The sequence below is a fragment of the Sandarakinorhabdus sp. genome (assembly GCF_040398665.1).
GTDB lineage: Bacteria > Pseudomonadota > Alphaproteobacteria > Sphingomonadales > Sphingomonadaceae > Sandarakinorhabdus.
Genome location: NZ_JBBATQ010000003.1, coordinates 1 through 23,390, shown reverse-complemented (window position 1 = coordinate 23,390; position 23,390 = coordinate 1). Strand labels below are relative to the sequence as shown.

Genomic DNA, 23,390 nt, shown 5'->3' with positions numbered 1-23,390 from the left:
CCCCAAGGCGTCAGAACCGCGACCGGAAACCGACCGTGAAGTAGCGGCCGATGATGTCGTGGCCGTTGGTGGTGGCCAGGAACAGGCCGGGCACCGACGACGAGCCACCCGTGTTGCCGTGCACGGCTGGCGCGGTGTTGAACAGGTTCTGCACGTTCAGGAACACCTGGTTGGTGCCACCAAACGCCTTGATGTCATAAGAGACGCTGAGATCGGTGTAGGTGCGTGCCGGGACCGGCCCTTCAGCCCAGACCTGAACGGGATCGGCATCGCGGCGGCTGCTGTTCACATAGCGCTGCAACCAATCGAAGCGGAACGGCCCATTGCTGTATTGCGCATTCAGTGTGGCGCGCAAGCTGGGCAGGCCGGCAGCCCCGGCCGCATCGAGCACGGTGGTGCCTGGCAGGGTCTGGGTGGTCTGGCGCATCGTGTAGGTCACCAGGCCGCGCAGGTTGATCCGGCCTTCGCCAGCGCGGAAGTTGTAGTTCACTTCCGTGTCGATGCCTTCGCTCAGGAAGGCGGCGATGTTTTCCGGCTGCGCGAAGATGCGCGTCGGGAAGTTCGCCGCCGACGTGTTGGTGGGGCCGAGCGGCCGCTGGAACAGTGCGCACAGCGGCGAAGTGCCAGCGCTTTCCACGCAAAGCCGGGCCACGGTGGCGTTGTTGCCGGTGACGTTGGCGAGCGCGTTGTCGATCTTGATCCGGTAATAGTCGATCGAAAGCGAGAAGTTGGGCAGGAAGCTGGGCGTGAACACGACACCGCCGGTCAGCGTGTTGGCCACTTCCGGCACCAGATTGGGGTTGGCGCGGGTTTCCACCGGGGCGACACCGTTGACGCCGGTCAACAGGTCGGTGATGCCCGACGGGTTGACCACGACAGCGCCAAACAATTGCGTCACGCTGGGCGCCAGAATGTCACGCGAGCGGGTGGCGCGCAGACGGATGTCGCGGTTGATGTGCCAGTCAACGCCGACCTTCCACGTCCACACCACGCCGGACGCCGAATAATCGGTGTAACGGGCCGCGCCATTGACGTTCAGCGATTCGGCGATCGCCGAATCCTTCAGCAATGGAATGTCGGTTTCGATCGCGAATTCCTTCACCGACACCGACTGCTTGTTCAGACGGGCGACGACGTTGTTGACCCAGCGCGCCTGGGTGGTGCTGCAGTTCAACGGCCGCGTGGCGCCGGGGAAGTTCGGCAGCGTGGAGCAATCAACCAGGTCGGTCGGCTGGAAATCCGAATTGACCCGCACGGTCGCTTCACGCATTTCGCCGCTGAGCGCGATTTGGACCGGGCCCGCCCAGGTGCTGAACGGCGAACCGGCAAAGCTGGCGTTGACGGCGTTCAGGGTGGTGTAGCGGGTGAACTGCGTTTGCAGCAGGACATAGTCCAGCGCCGCCTGGCTTTCCGACGTCGGCCCGAAAACGTTGATCGGGACGCAGCCCGGATAGGCCGTCGGGTTGGTGAGCGTCACCCGGCAGACAATCTGGCCATTGGCGGGGTTGACCACGGCATCGAGCGCGGCGGCAGCCTTGGCGCCATCCATGTTGGCGTTGTTGAAGGTGTTCTGCTTTTCCTTGCTGATCTGGCCGGCGATCGCCCAGTTCCAGTCCGAACCGCCCAGATTGAGCTTGCCATCAAAGCCGCCGGCAAGATTGAGGGTGTCGAGGAAGGATTCAGGCTGGCGCGGCGTCGCCTGCTCCAGCATCTTGCCATAAAGGAAGCTGCGGACACCGGCGGTGGCCAGCGTCTGCTGGATCGCCGGGCTCAGGAAGGCATTGGTTGCGCTGATGGTATAGTTGCGGAACTCGTTGACTTCGTGATTGTTCTGGTTGTTCGTCTTGACGTAGGTGCCCTGCGCCCAGACATTCACGTTGTCGGCCAGTTCATAATCGGCGCGGCCGAACACCTGCGTGTTGACCAGTTTCGTCTTGAGCGAGGCGAATTTGTGGAAGCCGCCCTCGCCGCCGCTCTGGATCGTGCTGGCACCGGTGGCGGCGCCGTTGACGAACGGCGTCAGCACGCCGTTGGTGGTGAAATTCTGGTTCGCCAGCGGGTTGGTCGGCTGGCCGGGGCTGCTGGCCAGGATCTTGCCGCCGAACGACGTGTTGCTGATGCGGGTGTTGAGGATCGAGCGGAACGGGTTGGCGACGGTGCCGGCGCCCTGGGTGGAATAGACATCACGACCCCACGGACGCACCAGTTTGGACATGATGCCGGGATCGTTGAAATGTTCAACCGAGCCCATCAGGTGCAGACGGCCGAAGGTCTTGCCGCCAGCAATGCCATAGCGCTGAACGAAATTGTCACCATAGGTGGACATGCCGGCCTGGGCATTGAGCTTCAGGCCTTCGAACTTCTTGTCGATGATGAAGTTGACGACGCCGGCGACGGCGTCCGAACCGTACACGGCCGAGGCACCACCGGTGACGATGTCGACGCGGCTGATCAGCATCTGCGGGATCTGGTCGACGTTGTTCACCGGCAGACGCTGACCGTTGAACAGCACCAGCGTGCGTTCGGCACCGATCGAGCGCAGGTTCAGCGCGTTGGCGCCGGAGTTGCCGCCGGAGTTGCCGGGGTTGCGCTGTTGCGCCGGGAGACCGGCAAACACCGGCAGCTTGTACAACGCATCCGCCAGGATGGTCGGCGTGGTCTGCAACAGATCGGTGGTGGACACGGCCGTCAGCGGCGTCGGGCTGATGGTCCCGCTGTTCAGCAGGCGTGACCCGGTGACGACCATTTCGATTTCGGCCGGCGCTTCGGTTTCGGCGGCCGCCATCTGCGTCGCCCCGGCATTGTTGCCGGCTGGCGGTGCCGGTTGCGCACCCTGCGCCCAGGCGGCCGGGGCCACCGCAACCATGCTCGCCCCTGCCAGCAGATAGCCGATCATCAAATTCTTCGTGCGCATGTTACCCCCCAAGGATGCCAATGGCCTTATTGACCGTAATCGTTTTCATTCCTTGATCCAGCCCTTCAACCGCGCATTCGGTTTGGATTGTGAAGGGATTGATCAAGGGCAATCACTGCGTGGCAGGGCACTGCGACCCCTATTCGCAAGGGGATACTGCCCATGCTCTGCCCGAAACGCAATATCGGAATCCGCAGGGCGACATCGGTTGGCAATTGTTGCGGATGTGCCACAGGCCGCATCCGCGGTTGCAAACATGCGGCAGACATGAAAACGAAATCATGCTAGGCCGCCGCAAGGATGCCGCTCAAGGGGAATGGGGAACTCTGCGATGGAAGCCAAGAACAGTCCAAGCGCGGCTGCAGCGGACACCGGCATGGCCACGCGGGATGATCGCCGCACCCTTCTGAAGGCCATGGCGGCGGCCATGCTGCTGCCGAGCGCCGCGCGGACCATGCCAGTGCCAAGCCCCGATCCCGAAGCGCCGCAAGCGCCAGCGGTGCAGATCGACAACGGTCTGGTGCGGGCCGTCCTGTTCATGCCCGATGCCGAACGGGGCTATTATCGCGGCACACGCTTCGATTGGTCAGGCGCCGTCGCGGATCTGCAGGCCGGCGGCCACAGCTATTTCGGGCGCTGGTTCCCGGACTATGACCCCAGGAAGCATGATGCCATTCCAGGGCCGGTGCAGGATTATGTGACCGGGCAGGGATTTGATGCCGCACCGGTTGGCGGCACCTTCGTCAAGATCGGCGTCGGCGTGCTGCGCAAGCCGGCGGAACCGATCCGCGGCTTTCCCACGCTGGAAATCGTCGATGGCGGCAAGTGGACGACAAGGGTCCGCCGCAATGCGGTGGTGTTCATCCACGAAGTCAGTGATCCGGCGTCGGGCTATGGCTATCGCTATGTCAAGACCGTCGCGCTGCCGCCTGGCCGCCGGCAACTGACCCTGACCCATCGCCTCGAATCGACGGGCAAGAACCCGATCGACACCGAGATGTACGATCATAATTTCTTCGTGCTGGACGGGCAGCCGAGTGGCCCGGATGTCGAGGTGCGGTTTCCCTGGACGCTGGAGGCCTTCAACGTGCGCGGCGACATGGTCGCGGTGTCGGCCAACAAATTGAATTACCGCGGCGCCATCGACCGGCCGGTCCGCATGCAGCTGAAAGGTTTCGGCCCTGACAGCCGCGATTACGACATAAGGGTCGAAAACCGTCGCACCGGTGCCGGTGTTCGGGTCACCGCCGACAAGCCGCTTTCGGATTTCGTGTTCTGGACCTCGCCGCGCACCACCTGCCCGGAAGCCTATATCCACGTGCATGCCGAACGCGGACGTCCGATGACCTGGCAGATCACCTATGATTTCTATTCGCTGCCCGCGGCCGAACGCCTCGCTGGCCAGCCGGCCTGAGCCTGCAACCTGGACGGGAGCGCTGCGATGCGAATGGACTTGAGGATCTTTGCGGTGTTGGGCTTGGCGCTCGTGCCGCTGGCGGTGGCGGCCCAGCCGGCGCCGAACAGCGAGCGGCAGGACGCGCTCGATCCCAGTCCGGTCAACCCGGCGACCGATCCCGATGTCGGGATGTTCCTGGGCGATTGGCGGGCGGCGAAGCCGCGGACGCAGTTCGGCGCCCTGGTCGTTCACGACATCCTGACCCCGCTGGGCGATGCCGATCCGCTGCGTCCGCGCGGCCGCGGGGCCGTGTTGATCGACATCACCACGGTCAGCCGGGCAACGCTGGCGCCGGGCGCCACGGCGAAGGGCCGGATGCCGGCCGGCAGCCGCGCGATCTTCTACACCGCCGAAGGCGCCGGCACGGTGCAGGTGAATGGCAACAGCCATGGCCTGCGCGAGGGTCTGGGCTTTGTGCTGACGCCGGATTTCGATTTCACCCTGACCAACAGTAACAAGGCCCCGATCGTCTTTTATGTGCGCAATGAGCCCGTGCCCGCCGGCACTGCGCCGACGGCGACGTTCTCGGTCGTCAGCCGTTGGGACAATGATCGCCGCATCGGTGCGCATTGGCTGCATATCTGCAACGGCGGGCCGCCGGGCATGCTGCTGTGCACGATCGCGCCGCGCACCATGCCGCAACCCCACAGCCACAATTGGGAAGAATTGTGGCTGGCGGTAAAGGGTGAATCGGTGCTGATGCTGGGCAAGCAACTCGTGCGGATGCGCCCCGGCCAGGCCTACAAGATCCCGCCGAGTGGCCTTGCTGCGCACAGCAATCTGAACCCCGGCAAGGACCCGATCCAGTTGATCTACATGGGGCCCGCGACCCGCAAGCCGCGGCCACCGCTGCCAGACTATGCCCAGTTGGAGAACAAGCCGATCGACCCCGCCAATGCGCCTGACATCGATCTGTTCATGGGGCAGCGGGACGATGCCTATCCGCGCATCGCCCACGGCAATCTCTACATGCGCGACATGCTCACCGGGCTGACCGGCGGCGATCCGGTGCGCCCGATCCGCAAAGGCGCGGTGCTGACCGCCGCAACCGCCGTCAGCTACGCCATGCTCGAGCCCGGTTCGACCGCACATCCCGCCGATGGCGACGCAAAGGATGTGCAGGAGATTTTCATCGTCGAGGCGGGCACCGGCACGCTGGTTGCCGATGGCCGCGCACTGGCGCTGTCTGCTGGCAAGGCGTTCATCCTGCCGCCCGGCCGCGATTTCCGCCTGACCGCCACGGGCAGCGAATATCTCACCTTCCATGTCGTCGCCGAGCGGCTGGCGCCGGGCGGCGCGCCAGCCACCACGATTTCCCTTATCGATCACCAGAGCGAGCGCATGATTGTCACCGACTGGCACAACAGGACGCGGCCGGTCGTGACGCCGGCCGATGGCCTCGGCCGCATTGGCACGATCAGCGCGGTTTCGCTGCAGCCGCTGGCCATCGCGCGGCCAGCCAGCGCGGCGGCTGGCAGCGAGGAGATCTGGATCGCGCTGGATGAGGTCGACGCGCTGATCGGCAAGCAGTTGCGCACGCTGCGGGCCGGCACAGCCTACAAGGTGCCGCCCACCGGCATCACCGCCCACGCCAACATCAACCTGACCGACAAGCCGGCGCGCTTCCTGCACATCACGACGGCGCGGTGATGGCAGGCCGGCGCGCCGGCCTGCAATGCCGGATTATCTGGCCAGCTTGAAGGCCACGATGGCCGCGCCCTTGGGGCCCTTGCGGTCGCGGGCACCGCTGGCGGCGATCACCACATATTGCTCGCCACCCGCCAGATAGGTCGCCGGGGTCGCCACGCCACCATAGGGCAGTTCGGCCTTCCACAGCTCCTTGCCCGTGGCCGCTTCAAAGGCCCGGAACTGGCGATCATAGATGGTGGCGCCGATGAACAGCAGGCCGGTGGCGGTGACCACCGGGCCGCCATAGCTTTCGCTGCCGGTGTTCGCCATGCCCTTGGCGGCCAGATCGGGATAATAGCCGAACGGGATTTTCCACAGATATTTGCCGGTATTGAGATCGATGGCGTTCAATGTGCCCCACGGCGGTTTGGTGGCCGGATAGCCATCGGGATCGAGGAACTTGTTGTAGCCGGAGAAATTATATTTCGACCGGCCAGGCCCCGGCCGGTTCTGATCGATGATCGATGTGTACCAGGCGATATTCTCGCTGTTGGCATAGAGGATGCCCTTGGGATCGGCCGCCATGCCGCCCCATTCCACCCCGCCGCTGAAACCGGGGATGACGATCGTGTCCTTGTCCTTGGCGATCGGCGTGAAGACAGGGCCGGTTTTCATCGTGGCCAGCCTGGCGCGGGCCGCAGCGTTGGCCTCGGGCGTGCGGTTGGTCAATGTATCGGGGCTGATTTCGTGCAGGCCCAGCGGCGCCGGCAGCACCGGGATCGGCTGGGTGGGCGATGCCACTTCGCCTTCCACATCCGACGGCGGCACCGTCACTTCCTTGATGTCGAACAAGGGCTTGCCGGTCTTGCGGTCGAACAGGAAAATGAAGCCGGCCTTGTTGGTCACCGCCACCGCCTGCACCGGGCGGCCACCGCGCCGCACGGTTGTCAGGATCGGCTGGGCGGAAAAATCGGCATCCCACATGTCGTGGTGCACGGTCTGGAAATGCCAGAGCCGCTTGCCGGTCTTGCCATCGATGGCGACCAGGCTGTTGCCGTAAAGATTGTTGCCCGGCCGCTCCCCGCCCCAGAAATCGTCGGCGGGCGAGCCGAGCGCGGCAAAGACGATGCCATTGGCTTCATCGACAATGGTGCCCTGCCAGGCGTTGACGCCGCCGGCCGTCTTGTAGGCCTCGGCCGGCCAACTGTCGTGACCCAGTTCGCCGGGATAGGGAATGGTGTGGAAGGTCCACAGCAATTTGCCGGTGCGCACATCCCAGCCGCGAATGTCGCCGGGCGCAGAGGGTGAGGTTTCGGGCACGCCGCCAGCGGTGATGAAGATATCGCCATACAGGCTGGGCGGGGTGCCCAGATTGATCAGATTCTGCGTGGGATCATCGCCGCGCAATTGCAGGCGCAGATCGATCTTGCCGCCATCGCCGAACGACGGGATCAACTGCCCGGTGTCGGCATTGATCTGATAGACATAGGCGCTGCCCGGCACCAGAATGCGCCGGTCCTTGCCGCTTTGCCAGAAGGTCAGCCCGCGGCCGCGCCCACCCCCGGCGCCGGGAAAGCCCGTTGACCATTTCAGCGCGCCGGTGGCGGCATCCAATGCCACCACCTTGCCATCGGTTGTGGTCGCATACAGCACGCCACCGACGATGATCGGCTGCATCTGCAGGCCGCCGCTGGGCATGTCGAACCGCCAGGCCTGCACCAGCTTGCCGACATTGGCCTTGTTGATCAGCGTCAGCTCCGAATAGCGGGTGGCGCCCTGATCGCCGCCATAGCCCGGATAATCGGCCTTTGAGGCGGCAAAACCGGCACTGGCCAGCCCGAGGGCGGCGCTGCCGAGGAGGCCGGCGGCAAAAAGCGCCCGGCGGCCGAAAACTGCGTTCATCATGAGCCTCCCCAAAGCAGCGGTCGCCCGCCTTCCATCAATGATATCGATTTCATGCCGATGCAAGCCATGCCTGCCGGGCGGCACCGAATTGCCGCCCGTGCGCCCCCATCATCGCAGCGCCTGCAGCGCCGCAACGGCGGCGACGGCGCGCGCGCCCACATCTGCGGGGCTCATGCCGGGACGATAGAGATCGCTGCCCAGGCCAAAGCCGCGCGCGCCGGCCGCCCACCAGTCCGCCATCTGGGCCGGGCCGACTCCGCCCACCGGCAACAGCACGGCATCAGGCGGCAACACGGCGCCCAGCGCCTTCAAATGGCCGGCGCCATAGCTGGCAGCCGGAAACAATTTGAGGATGCGCGCGCCGGCCGCCAGCGCGGCAAAGGCTTCGGTGGCCGTGGCCACCCCTGGCATGGGCACGGCGCCGAGCGCGATGGCCCGGCCGATCACGGCCGGATCGGTGTTGGGTGAAACGATGATCTGCCCGCCGGCCGTCACCACCGCATCAACATCGGCCGCGGTGACCACGGTGCCGGCCCCGGACACGATGTGCCCGCGCAGCGGTTGCAGCCGCGCGATGCTTGCCAGCGGGGACGGGGAATTGAGCGGCACCTCGACGATCTTGATGCCGGCGGCATGAATGGCTTCGGCGATACCGACAACCTCGTCCGGCGATACGCCGCGCAATATGGCGACCAGCGGCATGGCCGCAAAGGCCTGTTCCACGCTCAGCATGGCATCATCTCCCTCATACGCCCCGGTAGAAGGCAGCCAGGCCGGCCAGCACGGCAGCTTCACCGTCGAACACATCGGCTTCAAAGCCATGCCATGTCAGGGCACGCCGATAGCGCGCGCACAAGGCAAGATCGCCGATGATCGCCACCTTGGCCGGCGCGGCGACCCCCAACAGCGCCGGGGTTGCGGCCACCTCGGCGCCGATCAACAGACCGGAAAGATAGGATTCCACCTGATCCGAAGGCATGTCGCCGCCGACAACCCGCGATCGGGCGGTGAACAGCCGCGAGGCCAATGCGCCGCCATCGCCGGAGGCCTTCAGGCCCAGTTCAAAGGCGTCTTCATTCTCGATCGCCTCGGCAACCCGCAGCGCGCTGTGCTGGCGAAGCAGCGCAAACAATTCGCCCGTCATCGCCGTCACGAAGTTTTCGAGGCGGTTGTCGACCAGCCGCGCCCATTTGGCATGGGTGCCCGGGTGACAGATCAGATGCGTGCCGCGCTGCCGGGAAGCCTCGCTCATCGCCCAGCCGAAGATGTGGGTTTCCTCGCCGCGCATCACATCGGGGCCACAGCCATCCGCGCGTTGGGTGCGCACGCCGGGCACAATCCATACGGGCGCGCCCGGCTGGTCAATCCGGTGCAGCGCGCCTTGCAGCGCCGCGAACGACGCTGGGCAATCGGCATAGGCAACGGCCTGCCAACCCAGCGTGGAGCCGATCATGCCGCACAGCACAGCGGGCAATTGCTCGGCAGCCATGGCCGGGCGCACGTCGGCCGCGAATCGCTGCGCCGCTTCACCGGGAGCAAGGCCGGCAACCCCGAGCGGAAAATCGCGCCGCAAACGGACCTTGCCGTCCCGATCGGCAACCCAGGCGCGCAAATTCGTGGTGCCCCAATCCAGGGCCAGAAAATGATCAGACATCATCCGGCCCGCCGGGCGCCGCTGTCAGCCCCCTCACCGCAGGCCGAGCCGGATCGGCGCGCTGAATCCACTGACCTGGCCGACATGCCACCCTCCCCGAATCCGATTCGCACGCTGCATATGACAGTCGATCCCGCCATGTCCGAGCCTAGTGATTTTCCATCTTCTCATCCGGCCGACAACGATGCAAAGGTTTACATGACTGCCAGGCCAGCTTGCCGCATGGCCTCGCGCGCCGCAACCTGTGATCCGATCCGGAGAGACGACATGCTGAAGATCTTCAACGAATTCGAACGGCGGCCCGATCTGCTGGCGCGCTTCGATGCCTTGCTGCCGACCTATTCGATCTCCTGCATCTTTGCCGACGTGATGTATCGACAGAATGTGATGCACTCGGCGATCAAGCCGGCGTTCAAGGCCAAGGTGACCGGCCAGGCCATCACCGTGCAGCTTTCGGGCGGCGATCTGGTCGATCCGCTGCGTGCGCTGGAAATGGGCCAGCCGGGCGATGTGATCTGCGTCGATGCCGGCGGTGATACAGAGGTTTCGGTGTGCGGCGGCCTGATGGGCGGCCTGGCACAGAACCGCGGCATCCGCGGCATGATCGTTGATGGTGCCGGGCGCGACATCGATGAGCTGGAAGACATCAACTGGCCGATCTGGACGCGCGCCATCACGGCGCGCGGCACCCACACGATGTTCTCGCAGCGCAAGGAAGAATTGTCGATCAACGTGCCGATCCAGTGCGGCGGTGTGGTCGTGCGGCCCGGCGATTTCATCGTGGCCGATACCATTGGCGTGTGCGTGGTCCCGCTCGACAAGGCCGAAGAGATGCTGACCCTGGCCGAAGAACAGGCGGAGCGGGAGAAGAACACCCGCGCCTGGGTCAAGCAGGGCAAGACGGTCGAAGATCTGCTGCGCGAATTCGGCCGGATCTGATCCCAGCATAACGCGAACCAGCGGGGCAACCAGCATCATCATGAAAACCGCTCGGCTGAAGCGAATCCAGACGGCTGCTCTCGTCCTCCTCGTGCTGTCGGGGCTGATCAATTATCTTGATCGCAGCACATTATCGATCGCCAACAGTGCGGTCAGCGGTGAAATGGGCCTCAGCGCGTCCGAAATGGGGCTGCTGCTGTCGGCCTTCTCGCTGCCCTATGCCTTTGCCCAACTGCCGATGGGCGCGCTGCTCGATCGGCTGGGCGCGCGGGTGACGCTGGGCTTCGGCATGCTGCTCTGGTCGGTGGCCCAACTGGCCGGCGGCTTCGTGCGCACGGTCAACCAGTTCTTCATTGCCCGCCTGCTGCTCGGCGTGGGGGAAGCGCCGCAGTTTCCGGCGGGTGCCAAGGTGTTCAGCGAGTGGTTCGCGTTGAAGGAACGCGGGCGTCCGACGGGCATTTTCGTGGCCTCCACCACCATCGCGCCCGCCCTGGCGCCGCCGGTGCTCACCGCGTTGATGTTCGCCTTTAGCTGGCGCGGCATGTTCATCATCATGGGGGTGCTGGGCATCCTGATCGCCGTGGCCTGGTATGCCATCTATCGCGATCGCCGCGACGTGCCGCTGACAGCGGAGGAAATCGCCTATCTGGAAGATGGGCAGCCCGCCGATGATCGGTCGATGACGTCGGCCGAATGGCGCGGGCTGTTCCGGCAGCGCACCACCTGGGGGCTGATCTTCGGCTTCATGGGCGTCATCTACATGGTGTGGCTGTATCTCACCTGGCTGCCCGCCTATCTGGAAAAGGAACGCGGCCTGCCGCTGGCCACCGCTGGCTGGGTGATGATCATCCCCTATCTCGCCGGCACCTTAGGGCAGCTCTCCAGCGGCGTGCTGGCCGATTGGCTGCTGGCGCGCGGCCTGCAGCCGATCAACAGCCGCCGCCTGCCGCTGTGCATCGGGCTGGTCTTTGCCGCGCTGTTCACCATCCCGGCGGCCTATACGCCCAGCCTGACTCTGGCCATCGCCTGCATTTCGGGCGCGATGTATTTCATCAACCTGGCCAGCGGCAGCAGTTGGGCGCTGGTCAGCGTGGCAGCGCCGCGCCGGCTGGTGGCCTCGCTGGGCAGCCTGCAGAATTTCGGCGGCTATCTGGGCGGGTCGCTGGCCCCGGTCATCACCGGCGTGATTGTCGATCGCACCGGCAGCTTTGTCTATGCGCTGGTGATCGCCGCCGCGGTCGCGCTGGCCGGCGCCGTTTCCTACGTCTTCCTGGTGCGTGACCCGATCCGGGACGTGCCGGCCCCCGCCTGATCTTCGCCCTGATCTTCGCCCTGATCCCCGGCCACCGCGCATGAAAATACCGGCGCCCGCAGCCTGCGGGCGCCGGTATTTTCATGCCGCCAGCGTGCCGGGCCAGCGCTTACTGGCGTTTGAACACTTCGCTGAAGCGCTGTGTCGTCGCCGGCATTTCCCGCACGACATCGATGGTCAATTCCTTGCCGTCGGCCGACAGCGACCAGGTTTCGGTGGCGGTCATCGTGACATTGCCCGGCATGCCGCCGAACGGCTGCACCATGGTCACCTTCAGCGACTCGCCGGCCATGGCGGCGCTGGTGGTGGCCGGCACCAGCCCGGTATAGGCCGGCGCGGTACGGGCCTTGCCATCCAGCATCAAAGTGCGCTGCGGCAACACCGGATGGATGATCTTCACATCGCTCGCGCTCTGTTCGACGCGCACCACGAAGGCGTTGTTGTTGCCGCCCCCGCCGCCCGGCGCGGCGCGGGTGATCCAGTAATTGGGGTGCGGCGCCGGCTTGCTGCGGGCCTGATCCCGCACCCAGCTGCCGCTGAAATCGGCGGCCATGGCCATCGCCGGTGCCAATGCGGCGGCCAGCAGGGCCGTGCGCAGTGCGAATGTGCTGAAATTGCGCATAAATCCTCCTTCAGACCTGGGTGCCGTGGATCTTCACGCCAAGCTTGGCGGCAATGGCGCGGATGTTGCGCTGCGCCTGTTGATATTCCTCGTTCACCGTCAGGAACTCGACCAGCATGTACGGATTGCTCTTCAGCCGGCTGAGCCGCGCCAGGAACAGCTCGTAATCCATGTTGCCGGTGCCGTTCATCGCCCAGCTCATGCCCGGCAGCATGTCGTTCCAGACAAAATCCTTGGCGTGGACATAGGCAATCTGGTCCCCCAGCATGTCGAAGGTCAGGTCGAGCATTTCGCTCATCCGGAAGGCGACGTTCGGAAACACCATGTTGGTGATGTCGAGGCCGACGGTGATGCGTTCATCACCGACATCCTCACGCAGCCGCTTGTGCGCCCAGGGATTGTTGATGCTTTCGGTGTTGACCGCCTCGATGGCGATCTTCACCTTGCTGCCGGCGGTGTCGCGGCAGATGCGCTTCAGCGCGCCCACCGTGCGCATCCACGCCTCGCGGCTCCAGTTCTGCGGATGCGACCAGTTGCGGTTGGTGTGCATGGAGCCGGCATGGGTGAGGATCAGCTCACAGCCCATTTCCTCGGCAGCGTGGATGGTATCGACGATGTGGCGCTGCCAGCGATCGGCATCCGGATCGGGCGCGATGATGTTGCCGGCACAATGCAGGCCGTAGAACACGACGTCATTGGCCTTCAATTGGGCCTTGATCTCACGGATTTCGCTGTCGGGCCGCTTGCGTTCCAGCCAGGCGTTGGAAGCGGCTTCGCAAGCGCTCCAGCCGCCATCGTGCATGCCCTTGAACAGCGCACCATAATCGGTGCCTTCCGCGCCGGACAGTCGCGGCGTTGATTGGCTGCTCAGGCGGATGGTGCGCGGGCCAGCGGTCAGGTTGCGCTTGTAATCGGCCGGTGGGCTCCATTGATACAGGAAATCCTGCCCCCAGACATCGGCCAGCCCCGGGCCACCGCCGCCCGGGCCGGGCATGGGCCCTGCAGCCGCTGGCGCCGCGGCCAGGCCGAGGCCGCCGCTGGCCGCCACCCCCGCGGCAGCGCCTGCTGCGAACAAATTGCGCCGAGTGACGTCTGTCATGCTCTCTCCCCTCGTGCTCCGGATGGTCTCCGGTTGATCCGCCGGTCGCTGCCGGTTGTCCTGTTGTCAGCCGGGCGTTGCCCGATCACTGGCTTGCGCCAGGTAGGTGATGATCTCTTCGTACTTGGCCTCTTCGACATTGGCGCCGCGGGCGATCATCTGATCGACCAGGTCGCGCCAGGCCGCCGCGTCGCGCTTCTGCCCGATGACGATATCGGGCTGGTGGCAACCACTGCAGGACAGGATGACCAGATCCTTGCCCGGACGATCGGGCAGATTGGCCGCCGCACCGGTGGCGCCCGCCGCTGCCGGCGGGTGTGCCCCCTGCGCCATGGCCGCTGCACAGGTCAGGGCCAGCGCCACTGCTGCCGGTGCCGCAACAAGGGAGAAGGACAAACGCTTCACCGGTGAAATCCCATGCCAAGGCAGATCATGGCCGCGCCGACCCACCAACCGGCTTGCGCGCGGCGGCCGCAACCAGGGGTTCCGGGGCGACGTTTGCCGCCACGATCGCCGCGGCAAAGGCCGGATCGGGCACTTGTGCCGGGCGCGGCGGCCCAGCGGGGCGCGGCATGGTGGAGAAATAGAACCAGGCCTGGCGCTGGTCGCTGTGGTTGATCGCGGCGTGCACGGTGCGGCCGTTGGGCGGCACCACAAAGCCCTGATCCTGCTTCCACTGGCGGATCTCGCTGCCAACCTGCAGCAACGCCGGCGCAGCGGTCAACTTGATCCAGGCTTCCTCGGTGCCCGGCACATGGGCATGCGCACCGGCGACGGTCATCGGCGCCATGTACACCAGCAGGAAGCGTTCCCCGACATCGCGGAACGGCGCCTTCGACAGGTTCACCCAATGCGCACCCTGCTCCACATACAGCAGCTTGGCGCTGTCGCGCACCAATATGGCCGGGCTGGGCGTGGCACCAGCCTGCGGCGGGCCGGCCAGGATCGTCATCTGCAGCGCGCCGTCGCCGTTGGCGGCGATGCGGTGGGCCAGCCCGGCCGGTACCAGAAACGCAAAGCCCGGCTTCAGCGCCCAGCGCTGCTTGCCGTCGTCGAGCGTGCCCTGGCCGGCCTTCACATAGCCGATCCACTGTTCCGCCTGCTGCATCATGCTGGTTGCCTCGCCGGCTTCCAGGCCGGCGGCAAAGATCTCGCTCTTGTGGACGAGCAGCGCGCCGGGCCAGCCGGGCTGGCTGGGATCGCCCTTTGACAGGATGGTGCGCGCCAGCATGGCGTTGCCGATGATGCGCGGCGCTGCCAGCGCGGCATCGCCGATGAAGCGCTCCACGGTGATGCCGGTGACGGCGTTTGACTCGCTTTCGCGCGGCACCGGGCGCGCCTCCGCAGGCGCAGATTGCGCGAGCGCCGCGCCACCGGACAGCGCCGCAAGCGTCAGCAGGGCAAGCGCCAGCCGGATCATCGCGTCAAACCTCGTCAAACAGCGAAACGTGGAAATTCTTGTCCGTCAGCGTGTTCTCGATGCCGGGCCACAGATCGGCATGGACCTTCGAGGCGATCCAGATCTGCCGCAGTTCCTCGTTCTCATAGGTCAGCTGGAACCGGTAATTCACGGCTGGCGGCAGCTTGTCGCCCTGGATCAGCGTGCGCAGCTTCAGCATCTTCAGATCGATGAAGCCCTTGAACTTGGCCCCGGCCGGCTTGAACCGCTTGTGGAAATGCTCGAGCATTTCCGCCTCGCGCGCCGGATCGACCTTCAGATCGCAATAAAGCAGGATCGGCTTGGCCGTTGGGCTCTGCGCGCGGGCCGGCCCCGCGATGGCAGCCGCGGCGGCCGCCCCGCCAGCCAGCGTGGCCAACGCGTCACGGCGCCCCATGGACCTGGCGATACCGCCCCCACTCATTTGGCGGCGGCCTTGCTGTACAGCGGCGTCTGTCCGGCCACTTCGGTGCGCAGCTTGTACACGTTGCCGGCGCCCATGATGTAGAGCGTCTTCAGATCATCGCCGCCCCAGATCATGTTGGCCTGGGCACGGTCCGGCGTCTTGATCTGGCCGAGCACCTTGCCGTCGGCGCTGATGATGCGGATGCCGCCGGGGCCGGACGCCCAGACATTGCCGGCGGTATCGACCTTCAGGCCATCGGGCACATCGGTCGGATTCGGGCCGGGGAAGGTGATGAAGCGGCGCGCCTTGGACACCGTGCCATCGGCGTTCACGTCATAGACGTTGACGAACATCTCCGGCTCGCTGTTGGAAATATAGAGTTTCTTGCCATCGGCCGAGAAGCCGATGCCGTTCGGGCGCGGCAGATCGGTGATCACCGGCGTCGCCTTGCCGCCGGCATAGCGCCAGACGGCGTTGAACTTCAGATCCTTGGCCGGATCCTTGTCCTGGCCCACCAGGCCATAGGGCGGATCGGTGAACCACAGCGCGCCATCGGGCGTGAAGGTCAGGTCGTTCGGGCTGTTCAGCCGCTTGCCATCAACCTTGTCGAGAACGACCGTCGCGTTCATCTTGTCATCAAGCCGCACGATGCGGCGCGCGCCATGCTGCGTCATCAGGATGCTGCCATCCTTGTCGACGATGGTGCCGTTCGATCCCTGGAAACTGTCGGGTGCCATCGGATCGAGCCCGCCCGACTTGTCCATGATCAGCTTGGGCTCACCGCCATCGGCCAGTTCGAACAATTTGTTGTCCATCAGGTCGGAAAAGCGCAGCCGGTCGCTCAACCACAACGGGCCTTCGACAAAGCGGAAGCCGCTGGCGATCTTCACCGGCACGGCATCCGACTTGATGATGGCATCGAGCGCCGGATCGAGGCGTTCGACGGCCGTTGTCGCCTGTGCGGTGCCGGCTGCGTCCGCCGGCTTGGCATCCTTGCTGTCCGATGCGGGCGAACAGGCCACGGCAACCAGTGCGACGCCCGACAGCAATGCAAGGCCGATAAATTGCTTCATTCAGTCCATCCCCACAATTTTGAACCGAAGCCAGCGTGCGTGTGGCATCGGTTGCGGATCCAGGTCCCACCCGGAACCGCACGTGATTTATGAAAACGATTGATCACCGTTCGCACCCTGCCTGTCAATGGCCGAAACGCAAGGGCGCGGCCGCTGGTGGATCAGTTGGCTGATTTTGGTTGCAGCGCCCGCGGCGGCCCGGCCGATCGACGGACGACCACTTCGGCTTCCAGAGTCGTATCCTGCTCAATTGGTTGTGATGCAAGGAGAAGTATCATTTTCTGCATGGCCCGAAAGCCGATCTGATAGGTCGGGACATGCACGGTCGACAGCGCGGGGGAGGCAATTGCCGCGAGCCGTTCATCGTCGAATCCAACCACCGAAATGTCTTCCGGCACACGCCAATCCACGCTTTTGAAAAACTGCAGCGCGCCGATCGCCGTCTGATCATTGGCGGCAAACACCGCCGTTGGCGGATCGGCCATGGTGACGATTGCGGCCGCTGCGGTCGCGCCACCATCCACCGTGAAATCCCCCGGCAGGCACAATGCGGGATCATAGGCGATGCCGCGCCGCGCCAGGGCCCGTTGAAACCCGTCCAGGCGATGGCTGGTCAGGCTGGAACCCGGCGCGCCCAGAATATGGGCAATGCGGCGATGGCCCAGATCGATCAGATAGCTGGTGATCATCTCGGCCGCCGCGACGTGATCGATCTGAACCTTCGGCAGATCATTGGCCTCGCCCACATCCAGCGCGATCACCGAGGGCGGCATCCGCGTGATGTCGTCGCTATCATAACCACCAACGGTGGTGACCAGGATCAGGCCATCGGCGCGCCCTGCCGCCACCTGTTCGACAAAATCCCGCTCGCGCGACAGCACCCGCTCGCTGTGGCCCACCAGCACGCCATAGCCTGCGGCCTTGGCCGCATCTTCGGCCCCGGCAAAAATATCAAGGAAATACGGATTCAAGCTGGGGACCACCACCAGAATGAGGTTTGTCCGGCTGCCGCGCAGTCGTCTCGCCGCAACATGGGGGCGGTAATTCAACACCTGCACGGCCTGTTCGATGGCGCCGCGTGCGTCCGGGCTCAACAGTTCGGGATTGTTGAAGGCGCGCGACACGGTGGCGATCGATACGCCTGCAACACGGGCGACATCGTGGATTGTCACGGATCGCTTGGGTTTGTGCATGCGTCGGTTGTTCCCTTGATCCTGCTGGCCGTCACTCGGCTGCCGGCCGGCCGGTCGTGCCCCGAATCTCCAGCGATGTGGGCAGTGTCAAGTCAGGGAGATCGGTTTGCCCCGCAATGCTGGCGACCAGCGCCCTGATCGCCGACCGACCAAGCTCGACCTTGTCGAAGCCGATGGTTGTCAACGGCGGATCATAGAGCATGCCGATCCGCAGATCATCAAACCCGATCACCGAAATATCTTCGCCGATGCGCATATTGTCCCGCTTGATCGCCTGCAACGCGCCAACGGCAATCTCGTCATTGGCCGCAAACACGGCGGTGGGGCGCGGATAACGCGTCAGCAATCGCGCCATCAGCGCCTCGCCCGATGCCAGGCTGAATTCGCCGGTCACGCGGGGACAATGCCACGGCTCAAGCCCGGCGGCGGCGATGGTCTGGGCAAACCCATCCGCCCGATCCCGGGCCATCGCCTGGTCGACCGGGCCGCCAATATGCGCGATGCGCCGATGGCCAAGATCGATCAGATGCTGCACCGCCGCACGGGCGCCGGCGATATTGTCGATCCGCATGTTGGGCACGCCGATGTCGGAAATACGGTCCAGCGCGGCCACCATGACAGGCAGGCTTGTCCGGCGCTTGGCCAGCCGATCCTGATCGCCCGTCGTCACCAGCACGATGCCATCGGCCTGCTGGCTCAGGACCTGATCGAGAAACACATGTTCCCGATCCGCATCACTGCCCGTGTGCGCCATCAGCACGCTATAGCCCAGCTTGACCGCTTCCTGCTCTGCGCCGCGAAAGATCTCCAGAAACAACGGGCTGAAACTGGGCACCGCCACCAGCAGCGCGCGCGTCGCCCGCGTGCGCAGATCACGCGCGGCCAGATTCGGGCGATACTTCATGCGCGACGTCATCTCGCCCACCCGGTCGAGCGTCTCGACCGACACGAGCCGCGGCTGCGACAAGGCCCGCGACACGGTCGAAACCGACACGCCAAGCGCACGCGCCACGTCGCGCATGCGCACCAGTGGTTTCGTATCGATCTGCGGATCATCGTCAGACATGGGATCCTCCACCGGCATGGCCATGGCCGGCCTCTTCCACTCGCAAGACATCAGTTCTGACGCGCAACCCCGAATGCTCCTGCAGATACATGCTGGCGGAAAAACAATAGCTCCGCATTGCTCTTACGGAGAATGGCGACAAAGTGCCAGTGGCGGAAGGATCGGGAATCAATTGCGCGGCCTGCCGGCACCGTTTGCGGCCCTGTTGCCCCGGTCGACGCGACACGCACCGTCGGGCCTATTGCCAATGCTTTGCGGCCCCATGACAAGGCGGTTGCATTTTCGGTGGCACGCCGTTGGTGCCGGGCTTTCATGCAATCGGTTTCATGGCTTGGCAGACGGCGGCCCTCACGGCCCATGGTTCCGGGCGCAGCCGGCCTGGCCACTATCGGTTTTCAAAGCATATTGCCCTTGCCAACGACCCGTATCTGCCGGATTGAATTCGGGATGATGGGGGAATATCTGCCATTCCTGCTCGATCGGGCTGAGGCCGTGTTGCTGCAAATGTGCGATGTAATCGATTTCTGCACACGGCTGGGCTTGGCGATTGTGACGGCGCCAACCGGCGCTGGCTTTCGATCTGATGCTGGCAGGGCCGGTTGGCGAGGACTGTCATGACCCAACATATCGTCTGTTTTGGTGAGTTGCTGATCCGGCTGTCCGCCCCGGGCCGAACCCTGTTGATGCAAACGCCGTCGCTCGATCTGCACGTCGGCGGTGCCGAAGCCAATGTGGCGGTGGGGCTGGCCCGGCTGGGCCACAGGACGGCCATGGTCAGCGCCGTGCCAGACAACAGCCTGGGCCGCGGTGCTGTTGCCGCCTTGCGGGCCAGTGGCGTCGATACCAGCGGCATCATCACCCGCGACGGCCGCATGGGGCTGTATTTCCTGTCGCCCGGTGCGGGATTGCGCGCGTCTGAAATCGTCTATGATCGCAGCCACAGCAGCTTTGCCACGGCGCCGGTCGACTGTTTCGATTGGCATCGGCTGCTTGCCGGCGCATCCCGACTGCATCTCACGGGCATCACGCCCGCACTGGGGCCGGTGCCGGCGGCAGCCGCCCTCGCCGCTGCCGAAGCCGCCGCAGCGCTGGGCGTGCCGATCTCGTTCGACGGAAATTTCCGCGCCCAATTGTGGGCGCAGTGGAACGGCGATCCCAGATCGATCCTGTCGCGGCTGATCGCGCACGCCGATATCCTGTTTGGCAATCATCGGGATGTGGCCTTGCTGCTCGGCAGGCCGTTTCCGGGTTCCGGCGAGGCGCTGTACCGGGCAGCCGCCGAAGCGGCATTTGCGGCATTTCCCAAGCTGGCGATCATCGCATCGACGGCACGGCACATTGAAGACGCCGATCGCCACCGCATCACGGCGCGGATCGATCTGCGCGACCGCCATGTGCAAACCGACGAGATCCTGGTTTCGGGCATCGTCGATCGCATCGGCGCGGGCGATGCCTTTGCAGCCGGCGTGCTGCATGGGCTGTCCCAGGGCACGGCCGATCATGCCGCCAGGATCGGCCTTGCGCTGACAGGCCTCAAGCACGCGCTGCCAGGTGACGCCAGCCTGTTTGGCCAGGCGGATATCGACGCGTTTCTGTCTGGCGAACTCGATGTGCGACGCTGACCGACAAGGCGTGTCATGGTCCTGCCCGTCCGGGCTGTTGGGCGGCAGCGAAGCGCTATCGCGAACAGTCGAACCCAAGCGGCCGACGCGATTGCGCCGGTCTGAAACGCCCGACATTCAGATCAATCGAAATTCCCGCCCTGAAACAGGATGGTGGCCGTTGTGGCATCGATGGTTTTTGCGCCAATCGCCTTTGCTGGATCCTTGGCAACGCGGTTGACATCAAGGGACGGTGCGACAAGCGCCTGTTCCAGGCTCAGTTGCTGCTTGAGCGCCTGAAGCTCTTCGCCCGCGCAGGCCGCATTTTCCGGGTCCTGGCAAGGGCTGGTGCCTTTGGCCTGCGCCATGATGGCGCTCTGGCCATTGGCCGGAGCAGGTGCCGGCAGTGCGGTCACGTTGACGCTGGGCCGCGTCGCACCGGCCATCCCCGGCTCGGTTTGAATTTGCACCTGCGCCCGGTCCTTTGGCAGCGGAGGCGTGTCAATGCGTGTGCGATTTCCCATGGTCGGGGCAACTTGTTCCATCCCGGACGAAGGCGCCCGCGCGCCCCTCGCCGTGGCGGCCGGATCGGCGACAAGGGCGGGGGCAAGAAGCAGGGCGAGGAGTGGCAGACTGGGCAAGCTGGGGGTCCGATCGCTGTTCAGGGGTAGCTGGATACGCCGCCGGACGTTTGGGTCACGGTGACGCTTGTGCCTGGAATGGACAGGACGTCGCCACCCACGGTCACAAAGGTAATGCCGCCGCTCTGTGCGATCATCACGTCTGGCAGGCTGATCCCCGTTTGGGTGAGACTGGCCGAATTACTGTCTCCGGTCTGGCTGATGGCGCCATTCAGGCCGGCACCTGATTGGGCCAGCGAAGCCTCGTTGCGGTTCCCCTGCTGCATTATGCTGGCGAGGTTGGGTTCCAGCCCCTGTTGCGTCAAACCCTGGGTGATGTCGGCTTGATTGCCGCTGCCCAACTGGCCGATTTCCGCATAGGCGGCATTGTTGCCAACATCCTGCAGCACGCTCGCCTCATTGCCGGCGCCTGACGACTGCAACACGACGGCCGAATGGCTGGCGACATCGGCGAAGTTCAGCGCCCCGGCAAGCAAGCTGGTGAAATCGGCCAGACCCTGCATCAGCGGCGGGGAACTGGAAACCAAACCGTCCGCTTGCCTCTGGGTGATTGTGACCGTTCCGGCGGAACCCCCTTGCAGGACATAGGCGCTCTGATCTGGGCCGCCGGATTGTTCAACCGTTACCGAACCCGTCGAACCGATCTGGACAATGGTCGCCAGCGGCGAGCTACCATCCTGATCGATGCAGGCCACATTGCCACTGGCACCGCCGGATTGATCGATCGTGCCCGTTGCAAGCGCGGCACCGGATTGCTGCGCCACGGCGGCATGGTTGCCGGAACTGGTCGTGGGGCAAGCGGCCTTGGCAAGATCAGCCCCCGCACAGGCCAGTGCCAGCGCGCACAGCGGCCCCTGCCAAGCGCCAAAGGCCTTGACCGAGAGGCGTTGAGCCGGGCGCCTGACAGGGTGCATGGATCGGTCCGAGGTTCAGAGGAAGGCCGGAGCGGGATCAGACCCACCCCGGCCAACCAGACTATTGGTTGATGGTCGCAATGCCATTGCCGCCGAGCTGTACGATGAAGGCCGTGTTCCCAGAACGAATAGTCTGGTTGATCGTCGCCGCGTTTCCGGTGCCGTTCTGATAAATGCGGCCCACGTTGTCGGCGGTGTTCTGGGTCAAGTTGGCTGTATTGTACGTTCCATACTGCTCAATGGTCAATCTTGAATAGAAAAGATCAAAGACGGTGGCTGCGCTGCCATAGCCATTGGTGCCATCGTCATCGCTATTGTTATCGCTGCTACCATTACCTCTGTTGACGCTGATGCTGTTGTCGCCGCCATTCTGCAGAACGGCGACACTTGAAGCCGAAGTATCGTAACTTTCGACTGTGATCAAGTTGTTGCCGCCATTCGATCCAGCCCTCTGTTCAATCAACCCGGTCCCACCGCTGAATGCGGCGATGGTAACAGTGCCGTAGCCTTGGTTTTCGTCAAGCTGCTTGATGTCCAGCGTGCCCCCGGACATAGTCAAATTGACAATATAGAAGGATCCTGCCGTGGTCTGGTTGATTGTCAGGGTGCCACCTGTCACACTGACAGCGGAGTCCACGCCGATGTTGTTCTCACCAGATCCAGTGGAAGTCTGATTGATCGTGACTGTGGCATTGGTTACATCCACGGTCGTGGAGAAGCCGATATAGTTGTTGCCGGACAAAGCGCTCTGGGTGATGGTAGAATTCGTGCCGCCACCCGAAAAATTCCGCAACGAGTTGGTGCCGGCCTCAGAATCCTGATTGACGGTCAAATTCCCGCTGGCAGTGACACTGTATATTTCATTGGAGCCCCCGGAACTCATCGATTGGCCCTGATTGACCGTGAAATTCGTACTGGTGCCTGTTTGCATCACCCCAGACATGCTGTTGGTCGCGCCAATAGACCTCTGATTAATGGTTGCGGTATTCCCTGTGCCCATTTGCGTGAAGCCCGCGGAATCGTTCAGAATTGATTGATTACTAGTCGACGAAAATTGTTTACCGATCGTGTTCGTGCCGCCAGCTCCGGAATATTGCGTGATCGTCGCACTGCCCCCATCAAGCGCGCTCTGGAGGACATCGGCATAGTTCGTGCCACCAGCCTCGCCATACTGGAACAGCGTGATGTCGGCTCCATTGGAAACTGATTGTTGCGTGACCTTCGCAGTATTGCTGGCCGCATTTCCAGACCCATCACCCTGGGTGATCGCAACCGTTGCGCGATCGTTTCCGGATCCAGCCGCGTCCTGAACAATATAGGCCGACGACGCTGTGATGGAGTTGATCTGCGAGATCGTCGCAGTGGTCTGGGAGCTGCTCGCAGCCTGCGTGATCGACGCTATATTGATATCGACTGCAGCCTGAACCGCCCCGCTGCTCAGCAGTGCGATGGCGGAAACGGCAGCATAAAATCCAGACTTCATTTTGAATTCCCCTGTCAATGCTTGAATCTTGCTTGTTGATACGGC

General features: G+C 64.2%; 20 protein-coding genes. 5 read left to right on the top strand and 15 right to left on the bottom strand.

Going from position 1 to position 23,390, the window contains the following annotated elements; all coding sequences use genetic code 11:
- Positions 1-10: 10 nt before the first annotated feature.
- Positions 11-2,914 (bottom strand): TonB-dependent receptor domain-containing protein, encoded by a 2,904-nt coding sequence (locus tag ABWP22_RS05230; RefSeq protein ID WP_353198905.1) that lies wholly within the window; start codon positions 2,912-2,914, stop codon positions 11-13.
- Between the two features lie 316 nt (positions 2,915-3,230).
- On the opposite strand from ABWP22_RS05230, the gene ABWP22_RS05225 reads away from it, so the two are divergent.
- Both ABWP22_RS05225 and ABWP22_RS05220 read left to right on the top strand, forming a co-directional pair.
- Complete coding sequence (locus tag ABWP22_RS05225; protein WP_353198904.1) at positions 3,231-4,328, top strand: hypothetical protein; 1,098 nt, start codon at positions 3,231-3,233, stop codon at positions 4,326-4,328.
- Between the two features lie 33 nt (positions 4,329-4,361).
- Entirely contained in the window at positions 4,362-6,020 is a 1,659-nt protein-coding gene (locus ABWP22_RS05220; protein WP_353198903.1) for a cupin domain-containing protein, read from the top strand.
- Between the two features lie 33 nt (positions 6,021-6,053).
- Here the strand turns inward: ABWP22_RS05220 and ABWP22_RS05215 are convergent, their stop codons facing one another.
- From ABWP22_RS05215 to ABWP22_RS05205, 3 genes are all read right to left on the bottom strand, one after another.
- A complete protein-coding gene (locus ABWP22_RS05215) occupies positions 6,054-7,901 on the bottom strand; it encodes a pyrroloquinoline quinone-dependent dehydrogenase (protein ID WP_353198902.1) in 1,848 nt (615 codons plus the stop codon).
- 111 nt (positions 7,902-8,012) lie between these two features.
- Positions 8,013-8,636 (bottom strand): 2-dehydro-3-deoxy-6-phosphogalactonate aldolase, encoded by a 624-nt coding sequence (locus ABWP22_RS05210; protein WP_353198901.1) that lies wholly within the window; start codon positions 8,634-8,636, stop codon positions 8,013-8,015.
- A 13-nt stretch (positions 8,637-8,649) separates the two neighbouring features.
- Positions 8,650-9,561, bottom strand: a complete 912-nt coding sequence (locus ABWP22_RS05205) for a 2-dehydro-3-deoxygalactonokinase (RefSeq protein ID WP_353198900.1) — start codon at positions 9,559-9,561, stop codon at positions 8,650-8,652.
- A gap of 264 nt (positions 9,562-9,825) precedes the next feature.
- Between ABWP22_RS05205 and ABWP22_RS05200 the strand changes: the two genes are divergently transcribed.
- Both ABWP22_RS05200 and ABWP22_RS05195 read left to right on the top strand, forming a co-directional pair.
- Positions 9,826-10,497: an RraA family protein gene (locus tag ABWP22_RS05200; protein ID WP_353198899.1), complete on the top strand. Its 672-nt coding sequence runs from the start codon at positions 9,826-9,828 to the stop codon at positions 10,495-10,497.
- A gap of 40 nt (positions 10,498-10,537) precedes the next feature.
- Entirely contained in the window at positions 10,538-11,809 is a 1,272-nt protein-coding gene (locus tag ABWP22_RS05195) for an MFS transporter (protein ID WP_353198898.1), read from the top strand.
- Positions 11,810-11,918: 109 nt separating this feature from the next.
- Here the strand turns inward: ABWP22_RS05195 and ABWP22_RS05190 are convergent, their stop codons facing one another.
- The 8 genes from ABWP22_RS05190 to ABWP22_RS05155 all read right to left on the bottom strand — a co-directional run bounded on the left by ABWP22_RS05190 (position 11,919) and on the right by ABWP22_RS05155 (position 18,706).
- Complete coding sequence (locus ABWP22_RS05190) at positions 11,919-12,431, bottom strand: hypothetical protein (RefSeq protein ID WP_353198897.1); 513 nt, start codon at positions 12,429-12,431, stop codon at positions 11,919-11,921.
- 10 nt (positions 12,432-12,441) lie between these two features.
- Positions 12,442-13,530, bottom strand: coding sequence for a sugar phosphate isomerase/epimerase family protein (locus ABWP22_RS05185; protein WP_353198896.1), 1,089 nt, complete (start codon positions 13,528-13,530; stop codon positions 12,442-12,444).
- A 66-nt stretch (positions 13,531-13,596) separates the two neighbouring features.
- A complete protein-coding gene (locus tag ABWP22_RS05180; protein WP_353198895.1) occupies positions 13,597-13,935 on the bottom strand; it encodes a hypothetical protein in 339 nt (112 codons plus the stop codon).
- A 25-nt stretch (positions 13,936-13,960) separates the two neighbouring features.
- Positions 13,961-14,950: a cupin domain-containing protein gene (locus ABWP22_RS05175; RefSeq protein ID WP_353198894.1), complete on the bottom strand. Its 990-nt coding sequence runs from the start codon at positions 14,948-14,950 to the stop codon at positions 13,961-13,963.
- A 4-nt stretch (positions 14,951-14,954) separates the two neighbouring features.
- Positions 14,955-15,365: a hypothetical protein gene (locus ABWP22_RS05170; RefSeq protein WP_353198893.1), complete on the bottom strand. Its 411-nt coding sequence runs from the start codon at positions 15,363-15,365 to the stop codon at positions 14,955-14,957.
- 23 nt (positions 15,366-15,388) lie between these two features.
- Positions 15,389-16,447: an SMP-30/gluconolactonase/LRE family protein gene (locus ABWP22_RS05165; RefSeq protein ID WP_353198892.1), complete on the bottom strand. Its 1,059-nt coding sequence runs from the start codon at positions 16,445-16,447 to the stop codon at positions 15,389-15,391.
- 161 nt (positions 16,448-16,608) lie between these two features.
- Positions 16,609-17,619, bottom strand: a complete 1,011-nt coding sequence (locus tag ABWP22_RS05160) for a LacI family DNA-binding transcriptional regulator (RefSeq protein ID WP_353198891.1) — start codon at positions 17,617-17,619, stop codon at positions 16,609-16,611.
- Between the two features lie 52 nt (positions 17,620-17,671).
- Complete coding sequence (locus ABWP22_RS05155; RefSeq protein ID WP_353198890.1) at positions 17,672-18,706, bottom strand: LacI family DNA-binding transcriptional regulator; 1,035 nt, start codon at positions 18,704-18,706, stop codon at positions 17,672-17,674.
- Positions 18,707-19,320: 614 nt separating this feature from the next.
- On the opposite strand from ABWP22_RS05155, the gene ABWP22_RS05150 reads away from it, so the two are divergent.
- The gene (locus tag ABWP22_RS05150) at positions 19,321-20,328 is read left to right on the top strand and encodes a PfkB family carbohydrate kinase (protein ID WP_353198889.1); all 1,008 of its coding nucleotides are present in this window, start codon (positions 19,321-19,323) and stop codon (positions 20,326-20,328) included.
- 122 nt (positions 20,329-20,450) lie between these two features.
- On the opposite strand, the gene ABWP22_RS05145 is transcribed toward ABWP22_RS05150, so the two are convergent.
- The 3 genes from ABWP22_RS05145 to ABWP22_RS05135 form a co-directional block, all read right to left on the bottom strand.
- Complete coding sequence (locus ABWP22_RS05145; RefSeq protein ID WP_353198888.1) at positions 20,451-20,777, bottom strand: hypothetical protein; 327 nt, start codon at positions 20,775-20,777, stop codon at positions 20,451-20,453.
- 191 nt (positions 20,778-20,968) lie between these two features.
- A complete protein-coding gene (locus tag ABWP22_RS05140; protein WP_353198887.1) occupies positions 20,969-21,643 on the bottom strand; it encodes a hypothetical protein in 675 nt (224 codons plus the stop codon).
- A 280-nt stretch (positions 21,644-21,923) separates the two neighbouring features.
- On the bottom strand, positions 21,924-23,390 hold a 1,467-nt coding region (locus ABWP22_RS05135), incomplete at its 5' end, for a beta strand repeat-containing protein (protein WP_353198886.1).

Bases quoted from the DNA above. Each gene is read 5' to 3' on its own strand.
- ABWP22_RS05230 (WP_353198905.1), bottom strand. From the start codon at position 2,914: ATGCGCACGAAGAATTTGATGATCGGCTATCTGCTGGCAGGGGCGAGC.
- ABWP22_RS05225 (WP_353198904.1), top strand. From the start codon at position 3,231: ATGGGGAACTCTGCGATGGAAGCCAAGAACAGTCCAAGCGCGGCTGCA.
- ABWP22_RS05220 (WP_353198903.1), top strand. From the start codon at position 4,362: ATGGACTTGAGGATCTTTGCGGTGTTGGGCTTGGCGCTCGTGCCGCTG.
- ABWP22_RS05215 (WP_353198902.1), bottom strand. From the start codon at position 7,901: ATGAACGCAGTTTTCGGCCGCCGGGCGCTTTTTGCCGCCGGCCTCCTC.
- ABWP22_RS05210 (WP_353198901.1), bottom strand. From the start codon at position 8,636: ATGCTGAGCGTGGAACAGGCCTTTGCGGCCATGCCGCTGGTCGCCATA.
- ABWP22_RS05205 (WP_353198900.1), bottom strand. From the start codon at position 9,561: ATGATGTCTGATCATTTTCTGGCCCTGGATTGGGGCACCACGAATTTG.
- ABWP22_RS05200 (WP_353198899.1), top strand. From the start codon at position 9,826: ATGCTGAAGATCTTCAACGAATTCGAACGGCGGCCCGATCTGCTGGCG.
- ABWP22_RS05195 (WP_353198898.1), top strand. From the start codon at position 10,538: ATGAAAACCGCTCGGCTGAAGCGAATCCAGACGGCTGCTCTCGTCCTC.
- ABWP22_RS05190 (WP_353198897.1), bottom strand. From the start codon at position 12,431: ATGCGCAATTTCAGCACATTCGCACTGCGCACGGCCCTGCTGGCCGCC.
- ABWP22_RS05185 (WP_353198896.1), bottom strand. From the start codon at position 13,530: ATGACAGACGTCACTCGGCGCAATTTGTTCGCAGCAGGCGCTGCCGCG.
- ABWP22_RS05175 (WP_353198894.1), bottom strand. From the start codon at position 14,950: ATGATCCGGCTGGCGCTTGCCCTGCTGACGCTTGCGGCGCTGTCCGGT.
- ABWP22_RS05170 (WP_353198893.1), bottom strand. From the start codon at position 15,365: ATGGGGCGCCGTGACGCGTTGGCCACGCTGGCTGGCGGGGCGGCCGCC.
- ABWP22_RS05165 (WP_353198892.1), bottom strand. From the start codon at position 16,447: ATGAAGCAATTTATCGGCCTTGCATTGCTGTCGGGCGTCGCACTGGTT.
- ABWP22_RS05155 (WP_353198890.1), bottom strand. From the start codon at position 18,706: ATGTCTGACGATGATCCGCAGATCGATACGAAACCACTGGTGCGCATG.
- ABWP22_RS05150 (WP_353198889.1), top strand. From the start codon at position 19,321: ATGACCCAACATATCGTCTGTTTTGGTGAGTTGCTGATCCGGCTGTCC.